This window comes from Microbacterium pollutisoli (assembly GCF_053586795.1).
Map to the genome: position 1 here is coordinate 111,496 of NZ_JBNYWT010000001.1, position 19,606 is coordinate 131,101.

Here is a 19,606-nt window from a genome sequence, read left to right on the forward strand (position 1 = left end):
CCGCGCCGGCTCAGGCGTGGCGGCTGATGGCCGCGCGGGCGAGGTCCCGCAGCGCGCTGACGGCGACGTTGTCCAGCGCGGCGCCGCGCAGCGCGCGGTCGGCTTCGGCCGCGAACGCCGCGATGTGGTCCTCGACGCGTTCCAGGGCGCCGGTCTCGGCGATCGTGCGCTGCAGGCTGCGGACCTGCTCGTCGTCGAGGGTGGGGTCGCCGACGAGTTCGTCGAACACGCGCCGTGCGCCGGCGCCCAGCTGCTCGCGCGCGTAGGCGATCAACAGTGTCCGCTTGCCCTCGCGCAGGTCGTCACCCGAGGGCTTCCCGGTCACCGCGGTATCGCCGAACACGCCCAGCACGTCGTCACGCAGCTGGAAGGCCATGCCCACCGGAAGCCCGAAGGCCGACAGTGCGGCCGTCTGCCCGGCATCCACCCCTGCCAGCGCCGCGCCCAGCAGCAGCGGCTGCTGCACGCTGTACCGCGCCGACTTGAGCGAGGCGATCCGCAGCGCACGCTCGGGGTGCTCGGCCTCGGGCGCCGCCACGAACGCCGACTCCTCGGCCACGTCCAGGAACTGGCCGATCGTGACGTCCCGTCGCATCCGGGCGTACACCCGGCGGGCCGCGTCCGCGTGCCCGGCGTCCCGCAGACCCTCCTCGAGCAGGTCGTCGCTCCACGCCACGAGCAGGTCGCCCAGCAGCACGGCGGCCGAGCGGCCGAAGGCCTCCGCATCACCGAACCACCGGCTGCCGGAATGCCCGGCCTCGAACGCGCGGTGCGCGGCGGGCCGGCCGCGGCGGGTGTCGGAGTTGTCGATGAGGTCATCGTGCACCAGCGCCGCGGCCTGGAAGACCTCAAGGGCGGCGGCCGCGCTGATCACGTCGATGCCCGGGGCGGCCGGTCGGCGGTGGGCGGCGACGGCCTGCCAGCCGGTGAGACAGAACCGCGCCCGCAGCCGCTTTCCGCCCTGCAGCGTCGCCGCCGCCGCGTCCACGAACAGCGTCGCCTCATCACCCCATTCCGCCGCGGCGGCACGTTGCTGCTGGGCAAAGCCTTCGAGTCGCTGGGAAACCGCCTCGATCGGCGCAGCAGGGGAGTCCACGGGCCTAGCCTAGTTCTCGCAGGGACGGCTAGAATCGAATGGACTCGACTCCACAAAGGGGGAAGCATGCCACTGTCAGAACAGGAGCAGCGGCTGCTCGATGAGATGGAACGCCATCTCATGCACAACGACGCAGACGTCGTCCGCGCCACGGGCGCCGGCCGTTCCCTCAGCTACCGCAACATCGTCTACGGCTCGATCCTCGTGCTGGCCGGCATCGCCGGACTCATCGTCGGCGTCTCCAGCAGCCTGATCATCGTCGGCGTCATCGCGTTCCTCGTCATGGTCGCCGGTGTCATCCTCGCCGTCACCCCCTCGCGCACGATGCGTGAGCGGTCGACGGATGCCGGCACCAAGAAGCCCTCGCCGACGCGGCCGTCGTCGTCTTCGGCCTCGTTCATGGATCGCATGAACGACCGCTGGGACCGCCGGAACGAACGGGGCTGAGCCGCCGCCGCACCCGCACACCATGAGCACCGACCTTCGGGTCGGTGCTTTTTTTGTGCCCGGGTGGGGGCGGATGCCCGAAATCGATAGGAAAGTGGAGGAAAGTGGAGTAAAGTGGCGCACAACTGAGACGGCCGGGTCGAAAGGGGGTGCAGGCCGATGCTGTTGGGCACGTACACCCCCAAGCTCGACGACAAGGGCCGCGTCATCCTCCCGGCCAAGTTCCGTGGCGACCTCGGCGACGGTCTGGTCGTCACCCGCGGGCAGGAGCGTTGCCTCTACGTGTTCAGCACGAAGGAGTTCGAGCGCGTCTACGAGCGCATCCGCGAGGCGCCGCTGACCAACAAGCAGGCCCGCGACTTCCAGCGCATGTTCCTGTCCGGAGCCAGCGACGAGAAGCCCGACGGGCAGAACCGCATCACCATCCCGCCGCACCTGCGCGCCTACGCCGACCTCGGCCGTGAACTGGTGGTCACCGGCGTCGGCGCGCACGCCGAGATCTGGAACGCCGACGCGTGGAACGCGTACGCCGAAGGCAACGAAGAGGCGTACTCGGACATGGAGCAGGAGGTGATCCCGGGACTGTTCTGACCGTGGCTGTGACTCCCAGCCGCACGCCCTGACACACTTCCCCGGTGCCAGGTCGAGGCGGATGGGGATCAGAGCCCCGGTCACCCCCCCCGCACATCATGGACCTCCGCGACATCCACACCCCCGTCTTCCTCGACCGCTGCGTCGAGTTGCTGGCCCCCGCCCTCGCCCACGAGCAGGCGGTGCTCGTCGACGCCACCGAAGGCATGGGCGGGCACTCCGAGGCCCTGCTCGAGCGGTTCGGCGACATCCACCTGATCGGCCTCGACCGCGACACCGATGCCCTGCGCATCGCCCGGGAGCGGCTGGCGCGCTTCGCCGACCGGGTCACCCTCGTGCACACGGTGTACGACGGGATCGTGGATGCCGTCGCCGGCACCGGCCGCGACCGCGTCGACGCCGTCCTGTTCGACCTCGGTGTGTCGTCGCTGCAACTCGACGAGGCCGACCGCGGGTTCGCGTACGCGCAGGACGCGCCCCTGGACATGCGGATGGACCAGACCGCCGGGACCACCGCCGCCGACATCGTCGCCACCTACGGGGAGGGCGACCTGCGCCGCATCTTCGAACGCTACGGCGAGGAGAAGCTCGCCGGCCGCTACGCCCGCGCGATCATCGACGCGCGGAGCCGGGAGCCCATCACCCGCTCCGGCCAACTCGTCGACATCCTCATCGGTGCCACCCCCGCCGCCGTCCAGCGGGACCGCGGACACCCCGCCAAGCGCGTCTTCCAGGCGTTGCGCATCGAAGTGAACCAGGAGCTGTCCGTGCTCGAGCGCGCCATCCCCGCGGCGCTGGGGCTGCTGCCCGTCGGCGGCCGCATGGTCGTCCTGTCCTACCAGTCGCTGGAGGACCGCATCGTCAAGCGTGTCTTCGCCGAGGCCACCGCCTCCACGGCGCCGGCGGGCCTGCCCGTCGAGCTGCCCGAGCACGCCCCCCGCTTCCGGCTGCTCGTCAAGGGTGCCGAACTGGCCTCCGACGAGGAGAAGGCGCGCAACCCGCGCGCCACGCCCGTGCGCCTGCGCGCGATCGAGCGGATCCGGGAGGCGGCATGAGCGTCCCGGCCTGGACCACCGCGCCGGCCCGGCCCCTGCCGGCACCGGCATCCGACCCCCGGCGCACTCTGCGTGCCCTCGAGCGTCCGCAGCCGGCGCGGCGGCCGCGGCTGCTGTACGGCATCATCGCCGTCGCGGGCACCCTCGCTATCGCCGGCGCCCAGATGGGCCTGTCGATCGCCACGACGCAGGGATCCTACGAAGTGTCGGCGCTGACCAGCCAGCAGCGCGAACTGGACTGGGAACGCCAGATGGTCGCCGACGACATCGCCGGCCTGAGCTCACCGCAGTATCTGGCCGCCAACGCGGCGGCGCTCGGCATGGTGGTCGGGCAGATGCCCGGTCACCTGCGGCTGAGCGACGGCGCCGTCTCCGGCGGCGGCACCGGCGCGGCCGACCGGTCGTCGGTGCAGGCGCTGTCGCGGGCGGCCGTCGGCAACGCGCTCGTCAGCGGTGTGCCGCTGGTGACCGACCCGCAGGCCAGCATCGCGGGCGGCACCACGGTGGACGACGAACTGCTGAACATCCCGACACCCCCGCCCATCACCGACGGTCTGCCGACCCCGACCACACACTGAGAGCATGACGACCCGAGCCACCCGCAGCCCGCGCCGCCGCACCGTCGTCGCCCTCGCCGTGGTCCTCGCGATCCTCGCGGCCTTCGTCATCCGGCTCGTCGACATCCAGGTCGTCAACGCCGGCACCCACATCGACGACTCCCGCCGCCTCGCGACCGGAACCCACGTGACCCTGCACGGCGGGCGCGGCGACATCGTGGACACCAACGGCGACGTGCTGGCCACGAGCACCATGCTCTACAACGTGCAGATCGACCCGCTGCTGGCCGTCAACGGGCTGCCGGAGACCGATCTGGCCGGGCGCACCGTCTACGGCGACGACGGCAAGCCCGTCATCACCCCGTGGGCCGACCTGGCCGCACAGATCGCGCAGATCACCGGGCAGGATGTCGATGAGGTCGTCGGCATCGTCGACGCCGCCCTCGCCGACAACCCCGAGTCCCGGTACGCGCTCATCAAGAAGGCCGTGTCCACCGAGGAGTACCGGGAGCTGGCGGCGCTCGGCCTGCCGTTCCTGGCCTTCCCGCAGGTGCCCTCGCGCACGTACCCCGCCGGTGCGGTCGCCGGCAACATCCTGGGCTTCGTCGGCTCCGACGGCACCCCGCTCGAGGGCATCGAATCGCTGCAGAACAGCTGCCTGTCCGGCACCGACGGCGAGCGCATCTACCAGCGGGGCGCCGACGGCGTGGTCATCCCCGGCACCGTCGTCGAAGAGCCCGCCGAGGACGGCGGCACCCTCCGGCTCACCATCGACGGCGACCTGCAGTGGTACATGCAGCAGCTGATCGAGGAGGAGACCGAACGCATGGACGCCGACTGGGGCGGCATCATGGTCGCCGAGGTCGCCACCGGCAAGATCCGGGTCGCCGCCGAGACGTCGACCGTCGACCCCAACGACGTCGGCGCCTCCGAGCCCGAGGACCGCGCGACGCGTCTCCTGCGCTACGCGTACGAGCCGGGATCGACGTTCAAGCCCGTCACCGCCGCCACCGCCATCGAGCAGGCCGGGCTCACCCCGTACTCCACGGCCTACTCGCCGGACCGGATGGAGTTCCCCAACGGCGCCGTCATCAACGACTCCGAGCACCACGCCGCCCAGAACCTCACCCTCACCGGCGGACTGGTCACCTCCTCCAACGTGGCGCTATCGCAGTTCGGGGCGACCGTCGACCCGGCCACGCGCCTGGAGTACCTGAAGAAGTTCGGCGTCGGGCAGGGCACCGACCTCGACTGGTCCGGCGAACCCGACGGCGTGTACATCCCCGTCGAGAACTGGGACAACCAGACCTACTACACGACCACGTTCGGTCAGGCGTTCACCGTGACGGTGCCGCAGACCGTCAGCGTCTACCAGACCATCGCCAACGGCGGGGTGCGCCAGCCGCTGTCGCTGGTCGAGTCGTGCACGAAGGCCGACGGCACCGTGGTGACCCCGGACCTCCCCGCCCCCGAGCGCGTGATCGAGGAGTCGACGGCTGAGACGGTCGGCCTCATGCTCGAGAACGTGTTCGCGCAGGGGACCCTCGCCGACGACATCCGCATCGACGGCTACCGGATGGCCGGCAAGACCGGTACCGCCCAGGTCATCGACCCCGGCACCAACAAGTACAAGAACAACATCTTCTTCACGTCGCTGATCGGTTACGCACCGGCCGACGATCCGCAGTACGTTGTCATTGCCGTCTTCAACGAACCCATGAAGCAGCGGATGTCGTCGGCGAACCGCTCGGTCTTCAAGAAAGCCATGACCCAGGTGCTCACGCACTACCGGGTCAAGCCGTCGGATTCGGAGACCCCCCTCCTCCCCATCACGAATTGATGCGGTCGGCCGACGCGCCCGCAGCAGAGGTACCCGCACCATGATCCGCATGACGCTCGCAGAGGTGGCAGCCGCCGTCTCGGGCGCACTCCACACCACCGGCTCCGACACCCCCGAGACCGTCGTCTCCGGCACCGTCGACACCGACTCCCGGGTGCTCGGGCCGGGCGACATCTTCGTCGCCAAGCCCGGTGAGGTCACCGACGGTCACCGGTTCGTCGCGTCCGCCGCCGAGGCCGGCGTGGTGCTGGCCCTCGTCGAGCACCTCGTCGAGGCCGATGTCACCCAGATCGTGGTGGCCGACGCCGTGACCGCCCTGGCCGACCTGGCCCGCGAGGTCGTCGCGCGCGTGCGGGCGCACGGCCGCCTGCAGATCGTCGGCATCACCGGATCCAACGGCAAGACCACGACCAAGAACATGCTCGCGCGCATCCTGCAGGACGAGGGGGAGACCGTCGCTCCGCGCGGCTCGTACAACAACGAGGTCGGCGCGCCGCTGACGATGCTGCGCATCACCGAGGACACGCGGTACCTCGTCAGCGAGTTCGGCGCCGACGGGCCGGGGAAGATCGCCCGGCTCGCCGGCCTGGTCACCCCCGACATCGGCGTGGTGCTCATGGTCGGCCTCGCCCACGCCGGCGGCTTCGGCGGCGTCGAGGCGACCCTCAAGGCCAAGACCGAACTGATCGAGGCGGTGCGGGCCGGGGGCGTGGCCGTCCTCAACGCCGACGACGCGCGCGTCGCGTCGATGGCCGACGTGGCGGTCGGTCGCGGTCTGAGCGTGCGATGGTTCGGCCACCGGCCCACCGCCGACGTGCGCGCCGACGACGTCGAGGTCACCGACGCCGGCACGGTCAGCACGATCACCGCCGACGGCACCGCGCACACGCTGCGCCTGCAGGTGCTCGGCGCCCACCACGTGATGAACGCCCTCGCCGCGATCACCGCGGCCGGCGTGCTGGGCGTGGCCCCCGCCGACGCCATCGCGCGGCTGGAGACCGTAGAGATCGCCGAACGCTGGCGCATGCAGCCGCTGGGCTCCGACCGCGTGCGGATCATCAACGACGCCTACAACGCCAGCCCCGACTCGATGGCCGCAGCGCTGCGCACGCTCGCGCAGATCACCGGACCCGGTCAGCGCAAGGTCGCGGTGCTCGGCGCGATGAGCGAACTGGGGGAGCAGGCCGGCGAAGAGCACGACCGGGTCGGGCTGCTCGCCGTGCGCCTGCGCTACGAGCGGATCGTCGTGGTCGGCCCGGAAGCCAGACGCCTGTTCATCTCGGCCATCGGCGAGGGCTCGTGGGACGGCGAGGCCGTCTTCTTCGAGACGCAGGACGAAGCGTACGACTACCTGATGGGCGAACTGCGCGACGGCGACCGCGTGCTCGTGAAGTCCTCGAACGCGGTGGGTCTGCGTCACCTCGGTGATCGTCTGGGAGAATCGTTCTCGTGAGATCCCTGCTCGCGTCCGCGACGATTTCGCTGGCGTTCACCCTCTTCCTCACCCCGCTGTTCATCCGGCTGTTCGAGAAGCTCGGATGGGGTCAGGTCATCCGGACGCCCGACGACGCCACCAACCCCAGCCACCACGCCAAGCGCGGCACCCCCACGATGGGTGGCATCATATTCATCCTGGGCGCGATCGTCGGCTACTTCGCGGGCACGCTCACCGGCGGGGCGCCGCCGACCATCTCGGGTCTGCTCGTCATCTGGATGATGGTGGGCCTGGGCATCGTGGGGTTCATCGACGACTTCATGAAGGTGCGCCAGCAGCGCAGCCTCGGCCTGTCGGGCTGGCGCAAGATCGTCGGGCAGGTGCTGGTCGCCGTGCCGTTCGGCATCGCCGCGCTCAACTTCCCCAACGCCCTGGGCCACACCCCCGGATCGCCCTACATCTCCTTCTTCCGCGACATCCCCGTCCTGTCGTTCATGGCCCTGGGCGCGGTCGTCGGGTGGATCCTGTACCTGATCTGGGTGTCGTTCCTGTCGGTCGCCTGGTCCAACGCCACCAACCTCACCGACGGCCTGGACGGCCTCGCCACCGGCGCCGGCATCTTCACCATCTCGGCCTACAGCCTCGTGACCTTCTGGCAGTTCCAGCAGCGCTGTTCGAGCAACGACGCCCTCGTCGACGCCTACGCGGCCGCCTGTTACCACACGCCCAACACGATGGACCTCACGATCATCGCCGCCTCCTTCGTCGGCGCCCTCGTCGGATTCCTGTGGTGGAACGCCCCGAAGGCGAAGATCTTCATGGGCGACGTCGGCTCCATGGCCATCGGCGGCGTCATCGTCGCCCTGTCGGTCCTGTCCCGCACCGAGATCCTCGCCGTCGTGGTGGCGGGCATCTTCATCATCGGCCCCGGATCGGTCATCCTGCAGCGCTACTACTTCAAGGCGACCGGCGGAAAGCGCCTGTTCCTGATGAGCCCGTTCCACCACCACCTCGAGATGCGCGGGTGGCCGGAGATCACCATCGTGGTGCGGATGTGGATCATCGCGGGCATGCTCGCCGTCACCGGCGTCGGCCTGTTCTACGTGGCCTGGCTGGCGGCCCTGTGACCGCGCGGCTGGACGAGCTCACCAGCTGGCACGCCGACTGGAAGGGCCTGAGCGTGGTCGTGCTGGGCCTGTCGGTCACCGGCTTCTCGGTCGCCGACACGCTGACCGAACTCGGCGCCGACGTGCTCGTGGCCACCGAGACCGCAACCGAGGAGTACGCGCGGCTGGTCCCCGTCATCGGTGCCCGCCTGTGGGAAGGGCCGCTCGACGCGGTCCCGGACGCCGTCGTGGCGCACGCCGCCGACGTCGTCATCGCCTCACCCGGCTTCCCGCCCCACCACGCCGTGGTCGCCTGGGCGCGGGAGAGCGGCATCCCGGTGTGGGGGGACATCGAGTTGGCCTGGCGCGTGCGCGACAAGGTGACCCGTCCCGACGGCCGTCCGGCGGAGTGGGTGCTCATCACCGGCACCAACGGCAAGACGACCACCACGCAGCTGACCGCGACGATGCTCGTCGCCGGCGGCCTGCGCGCCGCGCCGTGCGGCAACATCGGCGTGCCCGTGCTCGACGCCGTCCGCGACCCGGCCGGCTTCGACGTGCTTGTCGTGGAGCTGTCGAGCCACCAGCTCTGGTACCTCAGCCTCCAGACCGGACCGGAGCCGGTCTCGCCCCACGCGAGCGTATGCCTCAACCTCGCCGAGGACCACCTCCAGTGGCACGGCTCGTTCGCCGCCTACCGCGACGCGAAGGCGTTCGTCTACGAGAACACGCGGGTCGCCTGCGTCTACAACAAGGCCGACGTCGCCACCCGCGAGATGGTCGAAGACGCCGACGTCGTCGAAGGGTGCCGCGCGATCGGATTCGACCTCGGCGTCCCCGGGCCGAGCGATCTCGGCGTCGTGGACGGCATCCTCGTCGACCGGGCCTTCCTCGACGAACGGCACACCCGCGCCCTGGAGATCTCCACCGTCGCCGATCTCGCCGCCCGCGGGCTCGCCGCACCGCACATCGTCGCCAATATCCTCGCCGCCGCCGCACTGGCGCGGTCGCTCGAGGTCGCACCGGCCGCGATCCGCGACGCCCTGGCCTCCTTCCGCCTCGACCCGCATCGCATCGAGGTGGTGGGCGTGCACGCCGGGGTCACCTGGATCGACGACTCCAAGGCCACCAATCCGCACGCGGCCGCGTCGTCGCTGGCGGCCTACCCCGGCGCCGTGTGGGTCGTGGGGGGACAGCTCAAGGGCGTCGACATCAGCGACCTCGTCGCCACGCGCGGCGTGTCGGCCAAGGCGGCCGTCGTCATCGGCGTCGACCGCACCGCCGTGGTGGCGGCGTTCGCGCGACACGCGCCCGCGGTTCCCGTCTTCGAGGTCGAGGCCGCTGAGACTGAAGGAGTCATGACGCAGGTCGTCGACCTGGCGGCGGGTATCGCCGGTGACGGAGACGTGGTCCTCCTCGCTCCGGCCGCGGCATCCCTCGACCAGTTCACGTCCTACGCAGACCGCGGCGACCGGTTCGCCGCCGCAGTCCAGGAGCGGATCGGGAGGGGAACCGGTGACCACGACGCCGCAGACCCGTCCGACGACCACCGCTGACGGCGGGCACGGGTTCGCCGCCCGCGTGACGCTGGGCCGGGTCTTCGCGCCGGTGCCCAGCGAGTTCCTGCTGCTGGCCTCGACGGCGCTGCTGCTGACCGGGTTCGGGCTGGTCATGGTGCTGTCGGCGACGATGGCCACCTCGACCGCCGCCGGGGAGAGCCCGTTCGAAGTCGTCATGAAGCAGGCCGTGTTCGCGATCCTCGGCATCCCGCTCATGTTCATCGCCAGCCGCTTCCCGATCACGTTCTGGAAGCGGATCTCGTGGATCGCGCTGCTGCTGGCCCTCGGGCTGCAGATGCTCGTCTTCACTCCGCTGGGCGACTCCAACGACGGAAACCGCAACTGGATCATCGTGGGCGGCTTCCAGATGCAGCCGTCCGAGTTCCTCAAGCTCGCCTTCGCGCTGTGGCTCGGGTATGTGCTGTTCCGCAAGCAGACGCTGCTGGGCTCGTGGAAGCACGTGTTCATCCCCGTCGTGCCGGTCGGCGCGCTCGTGATCGGCTCGGTGGTGGCCGGCCGGGACCTCGGCACCGCCATGATCCTCGTGCTGATCCTGCTCGGCGCCCTGTTCTTCTCCGGCGTCAAGCTGCGCATCTTCGTGCTGCCGCTCATCCTCGCCGTGGGTGTGGTCGCCGTGCTCGCCGTCACCAGCCCCAACCGCATGGCCCGCATCATGAGCTTCCTCAACGCGGACTGCATCGCCGACTACGACGACGGCTGCTACCAGCCGCTGCACGGCATCTGGGGGCTCGCCAACGGCGGCGTTTTCGGGCTGGGCCTGGGCAACTCGCGCGAGAAGTACTCGTGGCTGCCGGCCGCCTCACACGACTACATCTTCGCGATCGTCGGCGAAGAACTCGGCCTCATCGGCTGCGTCGTCGTGCTCGCCCTGTTCACCCTGTTCGCCGTCGGCGCCTTCCACGTCATCCGCAAGACGCACGACCCGTTCATCCGCATCGTCGCCGGCGGCATCACCGTCTGGATCGTCGGGCAGGCGCTCATCAACATCGGCGTGGTGCTCCGGCTGTTCCCCGTGCTCGGCGTCCCGCTGCCGTTCATGTCGCAGGGCGGCACGTCGCTGCTGTCGGTGCTGCTGGCCTGCGGCGTGCTGCTGTCGCTGGCGCGCACCGTCCCGGCATCCACCCTGCCGGCGGACGCGTACCCCGTCACGCGCCGGGTATCGTCGTCTCGGTGACGACGTACCTCCTGGCCGGCGGCGGCACCGCCGGGCATGTGAACCCCCTGCTCGCCGTGGCGGACGCGCTGACCGCCCGCGACCCCGAGGCCGGTGTGCTCGTGCTCGGCACCCGCGAGGGACTCGAGGCGCGGCTGGTGCCCGAGCGCGGCTACGAACTGCTGATCGTCGACAAGGTGCCCTTCCCGCGGCGTCCGAACGGCACGGCGCTGCGCTTCCCGGCCCGGTTCTCGCGGGCGATCGCGCAGGTCCGCACACACATCCGCACGCACGGCGTCGACGTGGTCGTCGGGTTCGGCGGCTACGCGTCGGCGCCCGCCTACCTCGCGGCGCGGCGCGAGAAGATCCCGTTCGTGGTGCACGAGGCCAACGCCCGTCCGGGCCTGGCGAACATCCTGGGGGCGCGCAGCGGCGCGCTGGCCGGCGTCGCGTTCGCCGGCACGCCGCTGAAGGGCGCGCGGGTGGTGGGGATGCCGCTGCGACGCGAGATCGTCGATCTCGACCGCGCCGCGCTGCGCCCGCAGGCTGCAGCGTTCTTCGGCCTGGACCCCGCCCGCCCGGTGCTGCTCGTGTTCGGCGGCTCGCTCGGTGCCCGCCGGCTCAACGAGGCTCTCGCCGGATCCTGGCGCGACGTCGTCGCCGCCGGCTGGCAGGTGCTGCACGCCGTGGGGGAGCGCGACGCGCTGCCGCCGTCACCCGACCCAGCGTACGTGCCCGTCCCCTACATCGACCGCATGGACCTGGCGTTCGCCCTCGCCGATGCCATCGTCTCGCGCGCCGGTTCGGCCACCGTCAGCGAGGTCAGCGCCCTGGGCATCCCCGCGGTGTACGTGCCGTATGCGGTCGGCAACGGCGAGCAGGCGCTCAACGCCGCATCGGCCGTGGATGCCGGTGCCGCACGCCTGGTCGCCGACGCCGAGTTCACCGCCGACCGGGTGCGCACCGAGATCGTGCCGCTGCTGACCGACGACGCGGCGCTGGCCCGTATGCGTGCCGCCGCGGCATCCATCGGCACGCGCACCGGCACCGAGAACGTGATCGCGCTCATCGACGAGGCCCTCGCCCGCGCCTGACATCGCCGACCGGGACCCGCCAGTGGGGGGCGGTTGCCGCGGTCCGCGCGCCGCAGGCTCCTCACACCGGCGGCGACCTAGACTTGTCGGGCCATGATTCGCCCCGACCTGAGCCTGCCGATCCCCGAGCACATCACCGCCGCCCATTTCATCGGCATCGGCGGGTCCGGCATGTCGGGCCTGGCCGGGATGTTCCTCGACCGCGGCATCCGCGTGTCGGGCTCTGACCGTGCCGACAGCCCGGCGCTGCGCGCTCTCGCCGAGCGGGGGGCGACGGTGTCCGTCGGTCATGACGCCGCCCATCTGCCGGCCGATGCGGACACCGTGATCCACACCGGTGCGATCTGGCCGGAGAACCCGGAGTACGTGCTCGCGAAGCAGCGCGGGCTGCACGTCATCCACCGCTCGCAGGCGCTGCACTGGCTGATCGGCGGGAGGCGCCTGGTCAGCGTGGCCGGCGCGCACGGCAAGACCACCTCGACGGGCATGATCGTGACGGCGCTGCGGGGGCTGGGCGAAGCGCCCACCTTCGTCAACGGGGGAGTGATCGCCGAGCTCGGCGTCTCGAGCGCGACCGGCTCGGACGAGCTGTTCGTCATCGAGGCCGACGAGTCGGACGGCACCTTTCTGCTCTACGACACCTCGGTCGCCCTCATCACGAACGTCGACCCCGACCACCTCGACCACTGGGGCACGCGCGACGCGTTCTACGACGGCTTCGTCCGGTTCGCGAACGAGGCGCGGGAAGCCGTCGTCATCTCGGCCGACGACCCGGGCGCGCAGCGCGTGGCCGCCGCCCTCACCCACCCGCACGTGCTCACCTTCGGGGAGGCCGAGGGCGCCGACGTGCGGATCACCGACATCTCCACGACCGACGGGCCGGTCTCGTTCACGCTGAGCTACGGGCCGCACCGCGAGTCGATGCGGCTGGCCGTCCCCGGCATCCACAACGCGGTCAATGCGGCCGGGGCCGTGGCCGTCCTCGTCGCGCTCGGCCATCCGCTGGAGCTGGCCGTCCGCGCCCTCGAGCCCTTCGCCGGCACCGCCCGCCGGTTCGAACTGCACGGCACCGAGCGCGGCGTCAGCGTGTACGACGACTACGCCCACCACCCGACCGAGGTCGCCGCCGCCCTGTCGGCCGCGCGCACCGTCGCCGCCGGCGGGCGCCTCATCGCGCTGCACCAGCCGCACACCTACTCGCGCACGCAGGAGATGTACCGCGAGTTCGCCGAAGTGCTCGAGTCACTCGCCGACCACACCGTCGTGCTCGACGTGTACGGCGCACGCGAAGACCCCGTGCCCGGGGTGACCGGCGAGCTGGTCAGCGGGGCGTTCACCGACCCCGACCGCGTGCACTTCGTCGCCGACTGGCAGGAGGCCGCCGACTACACCGCGGGCGTCGCGCGCGAGGGCGACTTCATCATCACGCTCGGCTGCGGCAACGTGAACCTCATCATCCCGCAGGTGCTCGCCGCACTCGGCCGGAGCGAGGACTGACGATGCGCCGGCCCGGTCCGCTGCCGGCGCCCCCGCCGCGCCGCGAGCCCGCCGCGCCCGCACCCGACGCGGCCGACGAAGCTACCTACGACGACACGGAACACGCATTCGACGACGCGGAACGCGCGTTCGACGATGCGGGACGCGCGTTCGACGAGGCCGACCACGACCCGGCCCCCGGGCCCCATGACCCGGTCCCGGAGTTCATCGACACGATCGGGCCCATGGCCCGGCGCCCGGCGGCGACGATCGCCGATCCGCCCGCCCACGCCCGCCGCACCGCGCCGCCGGCCGACGATCCCGCGCAGGAGACCGTCGGCCCGCGCGAGGTCTGGGCGGCCGTCCGCGCCCGCCGCAAGGCGCTGCGCGCCGAAGTGCGCCGGTTCACCGCCCGCCAGCGGCGCAAGCGCCGGATCTGGCTCGGCGCCGGTCTGGCGGTCGCAGCCCTCGTGCTGGGAACCCTCGGCGCCGCGTACAGCCCGCTGTTCGCCGTCGAGCGGGTACGCGTGCTGGGCACCGAGGCGCTCGACACCGTCGCCGTGGAAGAGGCCCTCGCGGCGCAGTTGGGCACCCCGCTGCCGCTGGTCGACTCCAGCGAGGTCAAGGCCGCGCTGGTCGCCTTCCCGCTCGTGGAGTCGTACACCCTCGAAGCGCGGCCGCCCCACGAACTGGTCGTTCGCATCGTCGAGCGCACCCCGGTCGGCGCGATCGAATCGGCCGCCGGCTACACGCTGGTCGATGCCGCCGGGGTCGCCCTGGCGACGACCCCGGAGGAGCCGGAGGGCCACCCGCTGCTCGAGATCCGCGGCGGGGTGACGTCGCGTGCCTTCACCGCCGCCGGCACCGTGTTCCGGTCGCTGCCCGAGCCGATCCGCTCGCAGGTCACGAAGCTGTCGGCCACCACGGCCAGCGACGTCAGCTTCGTGCTGGGGGAGTCCGGCACCACCGTCGTCTGGGGCACCGCCGACGAGTCGGCGCGCAAGGCGATCGTCCTCGAGACCGCGATGGAAGCACTGCCCCCGGACGACGTCGACACCTACGACGTGTCCTCGCCCGGCGCCATCGTCGTCCGCTGACAGCCACCGCGCCATCCGCCCGGTACCACGAAGTTCCGACAGCCTGCGGATCGATGTCGCGACACGCCCACGGCCTGAGGGCCGGCAGCATCCGCGCCGCTTACCTTCAATCGAAGGAAATGCATACTCGGCAATTCTTTAAACCTCTAGTTGAGGTTCAAGGTTTGAAACGTGGTTCGGACGAGACGGAGGCCGGCATGAGCCAGAACCAGAACTACCTCGCGGTGATCAAGGTCGTGGGTGTGGGTGGCGGCGGCGTGAACGCCGTCAATCGGATGATCGAGCTCGGTCTTCGCGGCGTGGAGTTCATCGCCGTCAACACCGACGCCCAGGCGCTGCTGATGAGCGACGCCGACGTGAAGCTCGACGTGGGCCGCGAGCTCACGCGCGGACTCGGCGCCGGCGCCGACCCCGAGGTGGGTCGCCGTGCGGCGGAGGACCACGCCGAGGAGATCGAAGAGGCCCTCGCCGGTGCCGACATGGTCTTCGTCACCGCGGGTGAGGGCGGCGGCACGGGCACCGGTGGCGCCCCCGTCGTGGCGCGCATCGCGAAGTCGATCGGCGCCCTGACCATCGGTGTCGTCACCAAGCCGTTCTCGTTCGAGGGCCGCCGCCGTCAGCAGCAGGCCGAGCTGGGTGTGGCGACGCTGAAGGACGAGGTCGACACCCTCATCGTCGTCCCCAACGACCGGCTGCTCGAGATCAGCGACCGCGGCATCTCGATGATCGAGGCGTTCGCCACCGCCGACCAGGTGCTCCTGGCCGGTGTGCAGGGCATCACCGACCTCATCACGACGCCGGGTCTGATCAACCTGGACTTCGCCGACGTCAAGTCGGTCATGCAGGGCGCCGGCTCGGCGCTCATGGGCATCGGCTCGGCCCGCGGCGCCGACCGGGCGATCAAGGCCGCTGAGCTCGCCGTCGAGTCGCCCCTGCTCGAGGCGTCGATCGAGGGCGCGCACGGCGTGCTGCTGTCGATCCAGGGCGGGTCGAACCTCGGCATCTTCGAGATCAACGACGCCGCGCAGCTGGTCAAGGAGGCCGCGCACCCCGAGGCCAACATCATCTTCGGCACCGTGATCGACGACACGCTGGGCGACGAGGTGCGCGTCACCGTCATCGCCGCGGGCTTCGACGGCGGCGAGCCGCAGCTGAAGGTCGAGCCGATGACGGCGCAGCGCCCCGCCGCGGCGCCGGTGCTGCCGGCCGTGCCCGCCGACGAAGCCGCCCGCGACCTCGAGACGGTCGACGCTCCCGCGAACAAGGAATCGGTCTCGGTGAGCGTGCCGGTGTCCTCGAGCGACCGGGACTCGGTGTTCGGCGACGACGACCTCGACATCCCCGACTTCCTCAAGTAGTCGCGGTGGATCTGGAGGCACGGCTCGCCGACGTCGACGCGCGCATCGCGGATGCCGCGCGGGCGGCGGGCCGCGACCCTTCCGAGATCACGCGCATCGTCGTGACGAAGTTCCATCCCGCCTCGCTCATCTCCCGGCTGCACGAGCTGGGAGTGCGAGACGTGGGGGAGAACCGCCAGCAGGAGCTCACGGCCAAGCGCGGCGACCCGGCCGTCGCCGCGCTCGGTCTGACCTGGCACTTCATCGGGCAGGCGCAGACGAACAAGGCACGGCAGATCCGCGCGGCCGTCGACATCGTCCACTCGGTGGACCGGCCGCGCATCGCCGACGCGCTCGAGCGCGCCGGAGAGGACGACGCCGATCCGCTCGACGTCCTGCTGCAGGTGAACCTCACCGCCGACCCCGGGCGCGGCGGTGTCGCCCCCGACGGCGTCGTGGCACTCGCCGAACACGTCGCCGCCGCGTGCCCCACGCTGCGGCTGCGCGGCGTGATGGGCGTGGCGCCCCTTGACGAGGAGCCCGCCGCGGCGTTCGCGCGCCTGGCCGCGTGCCGCACGGCACTGCGCACGGTCGCACCCGCCGCCGACTGGATCTCGGCGGGCATGACAGGAGACTTCGCCGAGGCTGTATCCGCGGGTGCGACACACCTGCGGATCGGCTCGGCAATCACGGGTCCGAGGCCCGTGCACGGTTAACCTCGGAACAGACGAGCAAACGGAGGATGCGATGTCGAACCCGCTCAAGAAGACCATGGTGTACCTGGGCCTGGCCGACGAGGAAGAGGTCTATGACGAGCCGGTGGCCGAGACGCCGCAGCGTCGGGAGCGTTCCGTCGAGAAGCAGCCGGCGCCGGTGACGCCGATCCACCGTCCTGCCGTCGTGCGCCAGCCCACCGCGGGCACGGTCAGCGAGATCCTGACGGTGCACCCCAAGCAGTACCGCGACGCGCAGATCATCGCCGAGAACTTCCGCGACGGCATCCCCGTGATCATCAACCTGTCGCAGATGAGCGATGCGGACGCCCGCCGCCTGATCGACTTCGCGAGCGGTCTGTCGCTCGGGCTGTACGGCCGGATCGAGCGGGTCACGAGCAAGGTCTTCCTCCTGTCGCCCGAGAACATCGCGGTGTCCGGTGACGGGGCGGTCGCGCAGGCCGAGCCTGAGGCCGCGGCCTTCCCGCAGTAACCGTGGAGATCGTTCGGCTCGTCGCCGGAATCGCGAACTTCCTCCTGCTGCTGTACATCCTGGCGCTGCTCGCGCGGCTGATCCTGGAGTACATCCCGCTGTTCAACCGCGAATGGCGCCCGAAGGGCGTCGGGCTCGTGCTCGCCGAGATCGTCTTCACGATCACGGATCCTCCGATCAAGTTCTTCCGGCGCCTCATCCCGCCGCTGCGGCTGGGCGCCGTCGCGATCGATCTGGGCTTCCCGCTGACGATGCTCGCGTGCTTCGTGCTGCTGTCGATCGTGCGGGTCATCGGCTCGGTCTGAGTCCGGGCGCGGGGGTCTTTCTCGCGGACCCGGAACCCGCGCACTATGCTGAGGGGGTACGGCTCGCGGTCATGCGGGTCACCCCGCATCGCCGGGCGCAATGAGCCCCGAAAGAGGAAACACCATGGCTTTGACCCCCGAAGACGTCGTCACCAAGCAGTTCCAGCACGTCCGCTTCAAGGAGGGCTTCGACCCGGACGAGGTCGACGACTTCCTCGACGAGATCGTCGTCGAGTGGCGCAAGACGATCGCTGAGAACGAAGAGCTGAAGGCGAAGCTGGCGGCCTACGAGTCCGGTGCCGCCGCGCCCGCCGCCGCCCCTGCCGTCGAAGAGCCGGCCGTCGTCGAGGAAGTGCCCGCCCCCGTGGCCGCCGCTCCCGCCCCGGCCGCCGAGGGCACCGCCCCGGCCGCCGCGTCGGCAGGCATCATCGAGCTCGCGCAGCGTCTGCACGACGAGCACGTCGCCGAGGGCATCGCGCAGAAGGAGAAGCTCATCTCCGAGGCGCAGGCCCAGGCCGCGTCGATCATCGCCGACGCCGAGGCCCGTGGCCGCGACGAGGTCGCCCGTCTGGAGAGCGAGCGGGCGACGCTGGAGTCGCGCATCACCGAGCTGCGCAACTTCGAGCACGACTACCGCGCGCAGCTGCGCGGCTTCATCGAGGGCAAGCTCCGCGACCTCGACGCCTCGGGCTCGCCGTCGGGCGCGACGCCCATCTCCGCGTCCTAGGCCCGGCCTTTGACAGGCCGAGCCCGTCTGGGTACCACGGCGGCCGGCATCACCATCGCGATCCTCGCGGTGCTGGTGCTGGCCATCGACCAGTTCACGAAGCATCTCGCACTCGAGAACCTGCCGTTCCAGCAGACCGTGCCGGTCTGGGGCGAGTTCCTCCAGCTGTACCTCACCCGCAATCCGGGCGCGGCGTTCTCGCTCGGTGCCGAGTACACCTGGATCTTCACGATCGTGCCGGCGCTGGCCGCGGGCGCGATCGTGTTCCTCGCCGTCACGCGCGTGCGCTCGTGGGCGTGGGCGGCCGTCCTGGGCCTGCTGCTGGGTGGCATCCTGGGCAACCTCACCGACCGCCTGCTGCGTGAGCCGGGCTTCGGCGTGGGGGAGGTCATCGACTTCATCCACACGCCGTGGATGTGGCTGTGGTTCCCCTCGGCCATCTACAACGTCGCCGACATCTTCATCGTCACGATGATGATCGGCGTGGCGATCCTCGTGCTGGTGGGACTGCGCCTCGACGGCACCCGAGAGCCGAAGGCCGTCGAGCCCGCCGCTGACGACACCGAGAACCGGACGGCGTGATGGAGTCCCGCGCCGTCCCCGTGCCCGATGGCCTCGACGGCACCCGCGTGGATGCCGGATTGGCCAAGCTGTTCGGATTCTCCCGCAGCTTCGCGGCGGAGATCACCGAGGCCGGCGGGGCGACGCAGGACGGCCGCGTGCTCGGCAAGAGCGACAAGCTCGTGGCCGGCGCCTGGCTGGATGTCACCTGGCAGCCGCGGCGCGAGCCGGAGGTGGTGCCGGTCGCCGTCCCCGACCTCGGCGTCGTCCACCAGGACGACGACATCGTCGTGGTCGACAAGCCCGCCGGTGTCGCCGCGCATCCCTCGGTCGGCTGGGAAGGGCCCACGGTGCTGGGCGCCCTGGCCGCCGGCGGCCTCCGCGTCGCGACGACGGGTGCGGCCGAGCGGCAGGGCGTCGTGCATCGGCTCGACGTGGGCACCAGCGGCCTAATGGTGGTGGCCAAGAGCGAGCGCGCCTACACCGCGCTCAAGCGCGCCTTCAAGGAGCGCGAGGTCGACAAGATCTACCACGCCGTCGTCCATGGACATCCCGACCCCCTGGTCGGGACCATCGAGGCCCCGATCGGCCGCCACCCGAACCACTCGTGGAAGTTCGCGGTCGTCCCCGACGGCAAGGACTCGACGACCCATTACGAGACGATCGAGGCGTTCCCGCGGGCGTCCCTGCTGGAGATCCAGCTGGAGACCGGGCGCACCCATCAGATCCGGGTGCACATGGCCGCCCACCGGCATCCCTGCGTCGGCGACCCGCTGTACGGCGCCGACCCGACCCTGTCGGCACGGCTGGGGCTCACGCGGCAGTGGCTGCACGCCCACCGCCTGGGCTTCGCCCACCCCGTCACGAACCAGTGGGTCGAGTTCACCTCGGAGTATCCGGCCGACCTCGCCCACGCCCTCGCGGTGCTGCGCGGCGACTGACC

General features: G+C 71.0%; 20 protein-coding genes. 19 read left to right on the forward strand and 1 reads right to left on the reverse strand.

Annotation, left to right across the window (positions count from 1 at the left end; genetic code table 11):
• Nucleotides 1–10 precede the first annotated feature (10 nt).
• On the reverse strand, nt 11–1,096 hold the full coding sequence (locus ACQ143_RS00540; RefSeq protein WP_449568774.1) for a polyprenyl synthetase family protein: 1,086 nt from the start codon (nt 1,094–1,096) through the stop codon (nt 11–13).
• 66 nt (nt 1,097–1,162) lie between these two features.
• On the opposite strand from ACQ143_RS00540, the gene ACQ143_RS00545 reads away from it, so the two are divergent.
• The 19 genes from ACQ143_RS00545 to ACQ143_RS00635 all read left to right on the forward strand — a co-directional run bounded on the left by ACQ143_RS00545 (nt 1,163) and on the right by ACQ143_RS00635 (nt 19,604).
• The gene (locus tag ACQ143_RS00545; protein ID WP_449568775.1) at nt 1,163–1,543 is read left to right on the forward strand and encodes a DUF3040 domain-containing protein; all 381 of its coding nucleotides are present in this window, start codon (nt 1,163–1,165) and stop codon (nt 1,541–1,543) included.
• Nucleotides 1,544–1,702: 159 nt separating this feature from the next.
• On the forward strand, nt 1,703–2,134 hold the full coding sequence (gene mraZ, locus ACQ143_RS00550) for a division/cell wall cluster transcriptional repressor MraZ (RefSeq protein WP_449568776.1): 432 nt from the start codon (nt 1,703–1,705) through the stop codon (nt 2,132–2,134).
• Between the two features lie 98 nt (nt 2,135–2,232).
• Complete coding sequence (gene rsmH, locus ACQ143_RS00555) at nt 2,233–3,189, forward strand: 16S rRNA (cytosine(1402)-N(4))-methyltransferase RsmH (RefSeq protein WP_449568777.1); 957 nt, start codon at nt 2,233–2,235, stop codon at nt 3,187–3,189.
• Nucleotides 3,186–3,767, forward strand: coding sequence for a hypothetical protein (locus tag ACQ143_RS00560; protein ID WP_449568778.1), 582 nt, complete (start codon nt 3,186–3,188; stop codon nt 3,765–3,767). The genes rsmH and ACQ143_RS00560 overlap by 4 nt, the downstream gene beginning before the upstream one ends.
• 4 nt (nt 3,768–3,771) lie before the next feature.
• A complete protein-coding gene (locus ACQ143_RS00565; protein WP_449568779.1) occupies nt 3,772–5,586 on the forward strand; it encodes a peptidoglycan D,D-transpeptidase FtsI family protein in 1,815 nt (604 codons plus the stop codon).
• A 40-nt stretch (nt 5,587–5,626) separates the two neighbouring features.
• Entirely contained in the window at nt 5,627–7,039 is a 1,413-nt protein-coding gene (locus ACQ143_RS00570; RefSeq protein WP_449568780.1) for a UDP-N-acetylmuramoyl-tripeptide--D-alanyl-D-alanine ligase, read from the forward strand.
• Entirely contained in the window at nt 7,036–8,148 is a 1,113-nt protein-coding gene (gene mraY / locus ACQ143_RS00575) for a phospho-N-acetylmuramoyl-pentapeptide-transferase (protein ID WP_449568781.1), read from the forward strand. Before ACQ143_RS00570 ends, mraY begins: the two co-directional genes overlap by 4 nt.
• Nucleotides 8,145–9,683: a UDP-N-acetylmuramoyl-L-alanine--D-glutamate ligase gene (murD, locus tag ACQ143_RS00580; RefSeq protein ID WP_449568782.1), complete on the forward strand. Its 1,539-nt coding sequence runs from the start codon at nt 8,145–8,147 to the stop codon at nt 9,681–9,683. The genes mraY and murD overlap by 4 nt, the downstream gene beginning before the upstream one ends.
• A complete protein-coding gene (gene ftsW / locus ACQ143_RS00585) occupies nt 9,643–10,881 on the forward strand; it encodes a putative lipid II flippase FtsW (protein ID WP_449568783.1) in 1,239 nt (412 codons plus the stop codon). The genes murD and ftsW overlap by 41 nt, the downstream gene beginning before the upstream one ends.
• Entirely contained in the window at nt 10,878–11,954 is a 1,077-nt protein-coding gene (locus ACQ143_RS00590; protein ID WP_449568784.1) for a UDP-N-acetylglucosamine--N-acetylmuramyl-(pentapeptide) pyrophosphoryl-undecaprenol N-acetylglucosamine transferase, read from the forward strand. Before ftsW ends, ACQ143_RS00590 begins: the two co-directional genes overlap by 4 nt.
• Before the next feature lie 93 nt (nt 11,955–12,047).
• Nucleotides 12,048–13,451 carry a UDP-N-acetylmuramate--L-alanine ligase gene (gene murC, locus ACQ143_RS00595; RefSeq protein ID WP_449568785.1) on the forward strand — a complete coding sequence of 468 codons (1,404 nt, stop codon included), beginning with the start codon at nt 12,048–12,050 and terminating at the stop codon, nt 13,449–13,451.
• Between the two features lie 2 nt (nt 13,452–13,453).
• Nucleotides 13,454–14,527: an FtsQ-type POTRA domain-containing protein gene (locus ACQ143_RS00600; protein WP_449568786.1), complete on the forward strand. Its 1,074-nt coding sequence runs from the start codon at nt 13,454–13,456 to the stop codon at nt 14,525–14,527.
• Nucleotides 14,528–14,724: 197 nt separating this feature from the next.
• The gene (gene ftsZ / locus ACQ143_RS00605; protein ID WP_449568787.1) at nt 14,725–15,885 is read left to right on the forward strand and encodes a cell division protein FtsZ; all 1,161 of its coding nucleotides are present in this window, start codon (nt 14,725–14,727) and stop codon (nt 15,883–15,885) included.
• A 5-nt stretch (nt 15,886–15,890) separates the two neighbouring features.
• Nucleotides 15,891–16,580: a YggS family pyridoxal phosphate-dependent enzyme gene (locus tag ACQ143_RS00610; protein WP_449568788.1), complete on the forward strand. Its 690-nt coding sequence runs from the start codon at nt 15,891–15,893 to the stop codon at nt 16,578–16,580.
• Nucleotides 16,581–16,611: 31 nt separating this feature from the next.
• Nucleotides 16,612–17,070, forward strand: a complete 459-nt coding sequence (locus tag ACQ143_RS00615) for a cell division protein SepF (RefSeq protein WP_449568789.1) — start codon at nt 16,612–16,614, stop codon at nt 17,068–17,070.
• Nucleotides 17,071–17,072: 2 nt separating this feature from the next.
• Nucleotides 17,073–17,375 carry a YggT family protein gene (locus tag ACQ143_RS00620; RefSeq protein ID WP_449568790.1) on the forward strand — a complete coding sequence of 101 codons (303 nt, stop codon included), beginning with the start codon at nt 17,073–17,075 and terminating at the stop codon, nt 17,373–17,375.
• A 124-nt stretch (nt 17,376–17,499) separates the two neighbouring features.
• The gene (locus ACQ143_RS00625) at nt 17,500–18,102 is read left to right on the forward strand and encodes a DivIVA domain-containing protein (protein ID WP_449568791.1); all 603 of its coding nucleotides are present in this window, start codon (nt 17,500–17,502) and stop codon (nt 18,100–18,102) included.
• 9 nt (nt 18,103–18,111) lie between these two features.
• Nucleotides 18,112–18,684 (forward strand): signal peptidase II, encoded by a 573-nt coding sequence (gene lspA, locus ACQ143_RS00630; RefSeq protein WP_449568792.1) that lies wholly within the window; start codon nt 18,112–18,114, stop codon nt 18,682–18,684.
• The gene (locus tag ACQ143_RS00635) at nt 18,684–19,604 is read left to right on the forward strand and encodes an RluA family pseudouridine synthase (RefSeq protein WP_449569555.1); all 921 of its coding nucleotides are present in this window, start codon (nt 18,684–18,686) and stop codon (nt 19,602–19,604) included. Before lspA ends, ACQ143_RS00635 begins: the two co-directional genes overlap by 1 nt.
• The last annotated feature ends 2 nt before the right edge of the window (nt 19,605–19,606 follow it).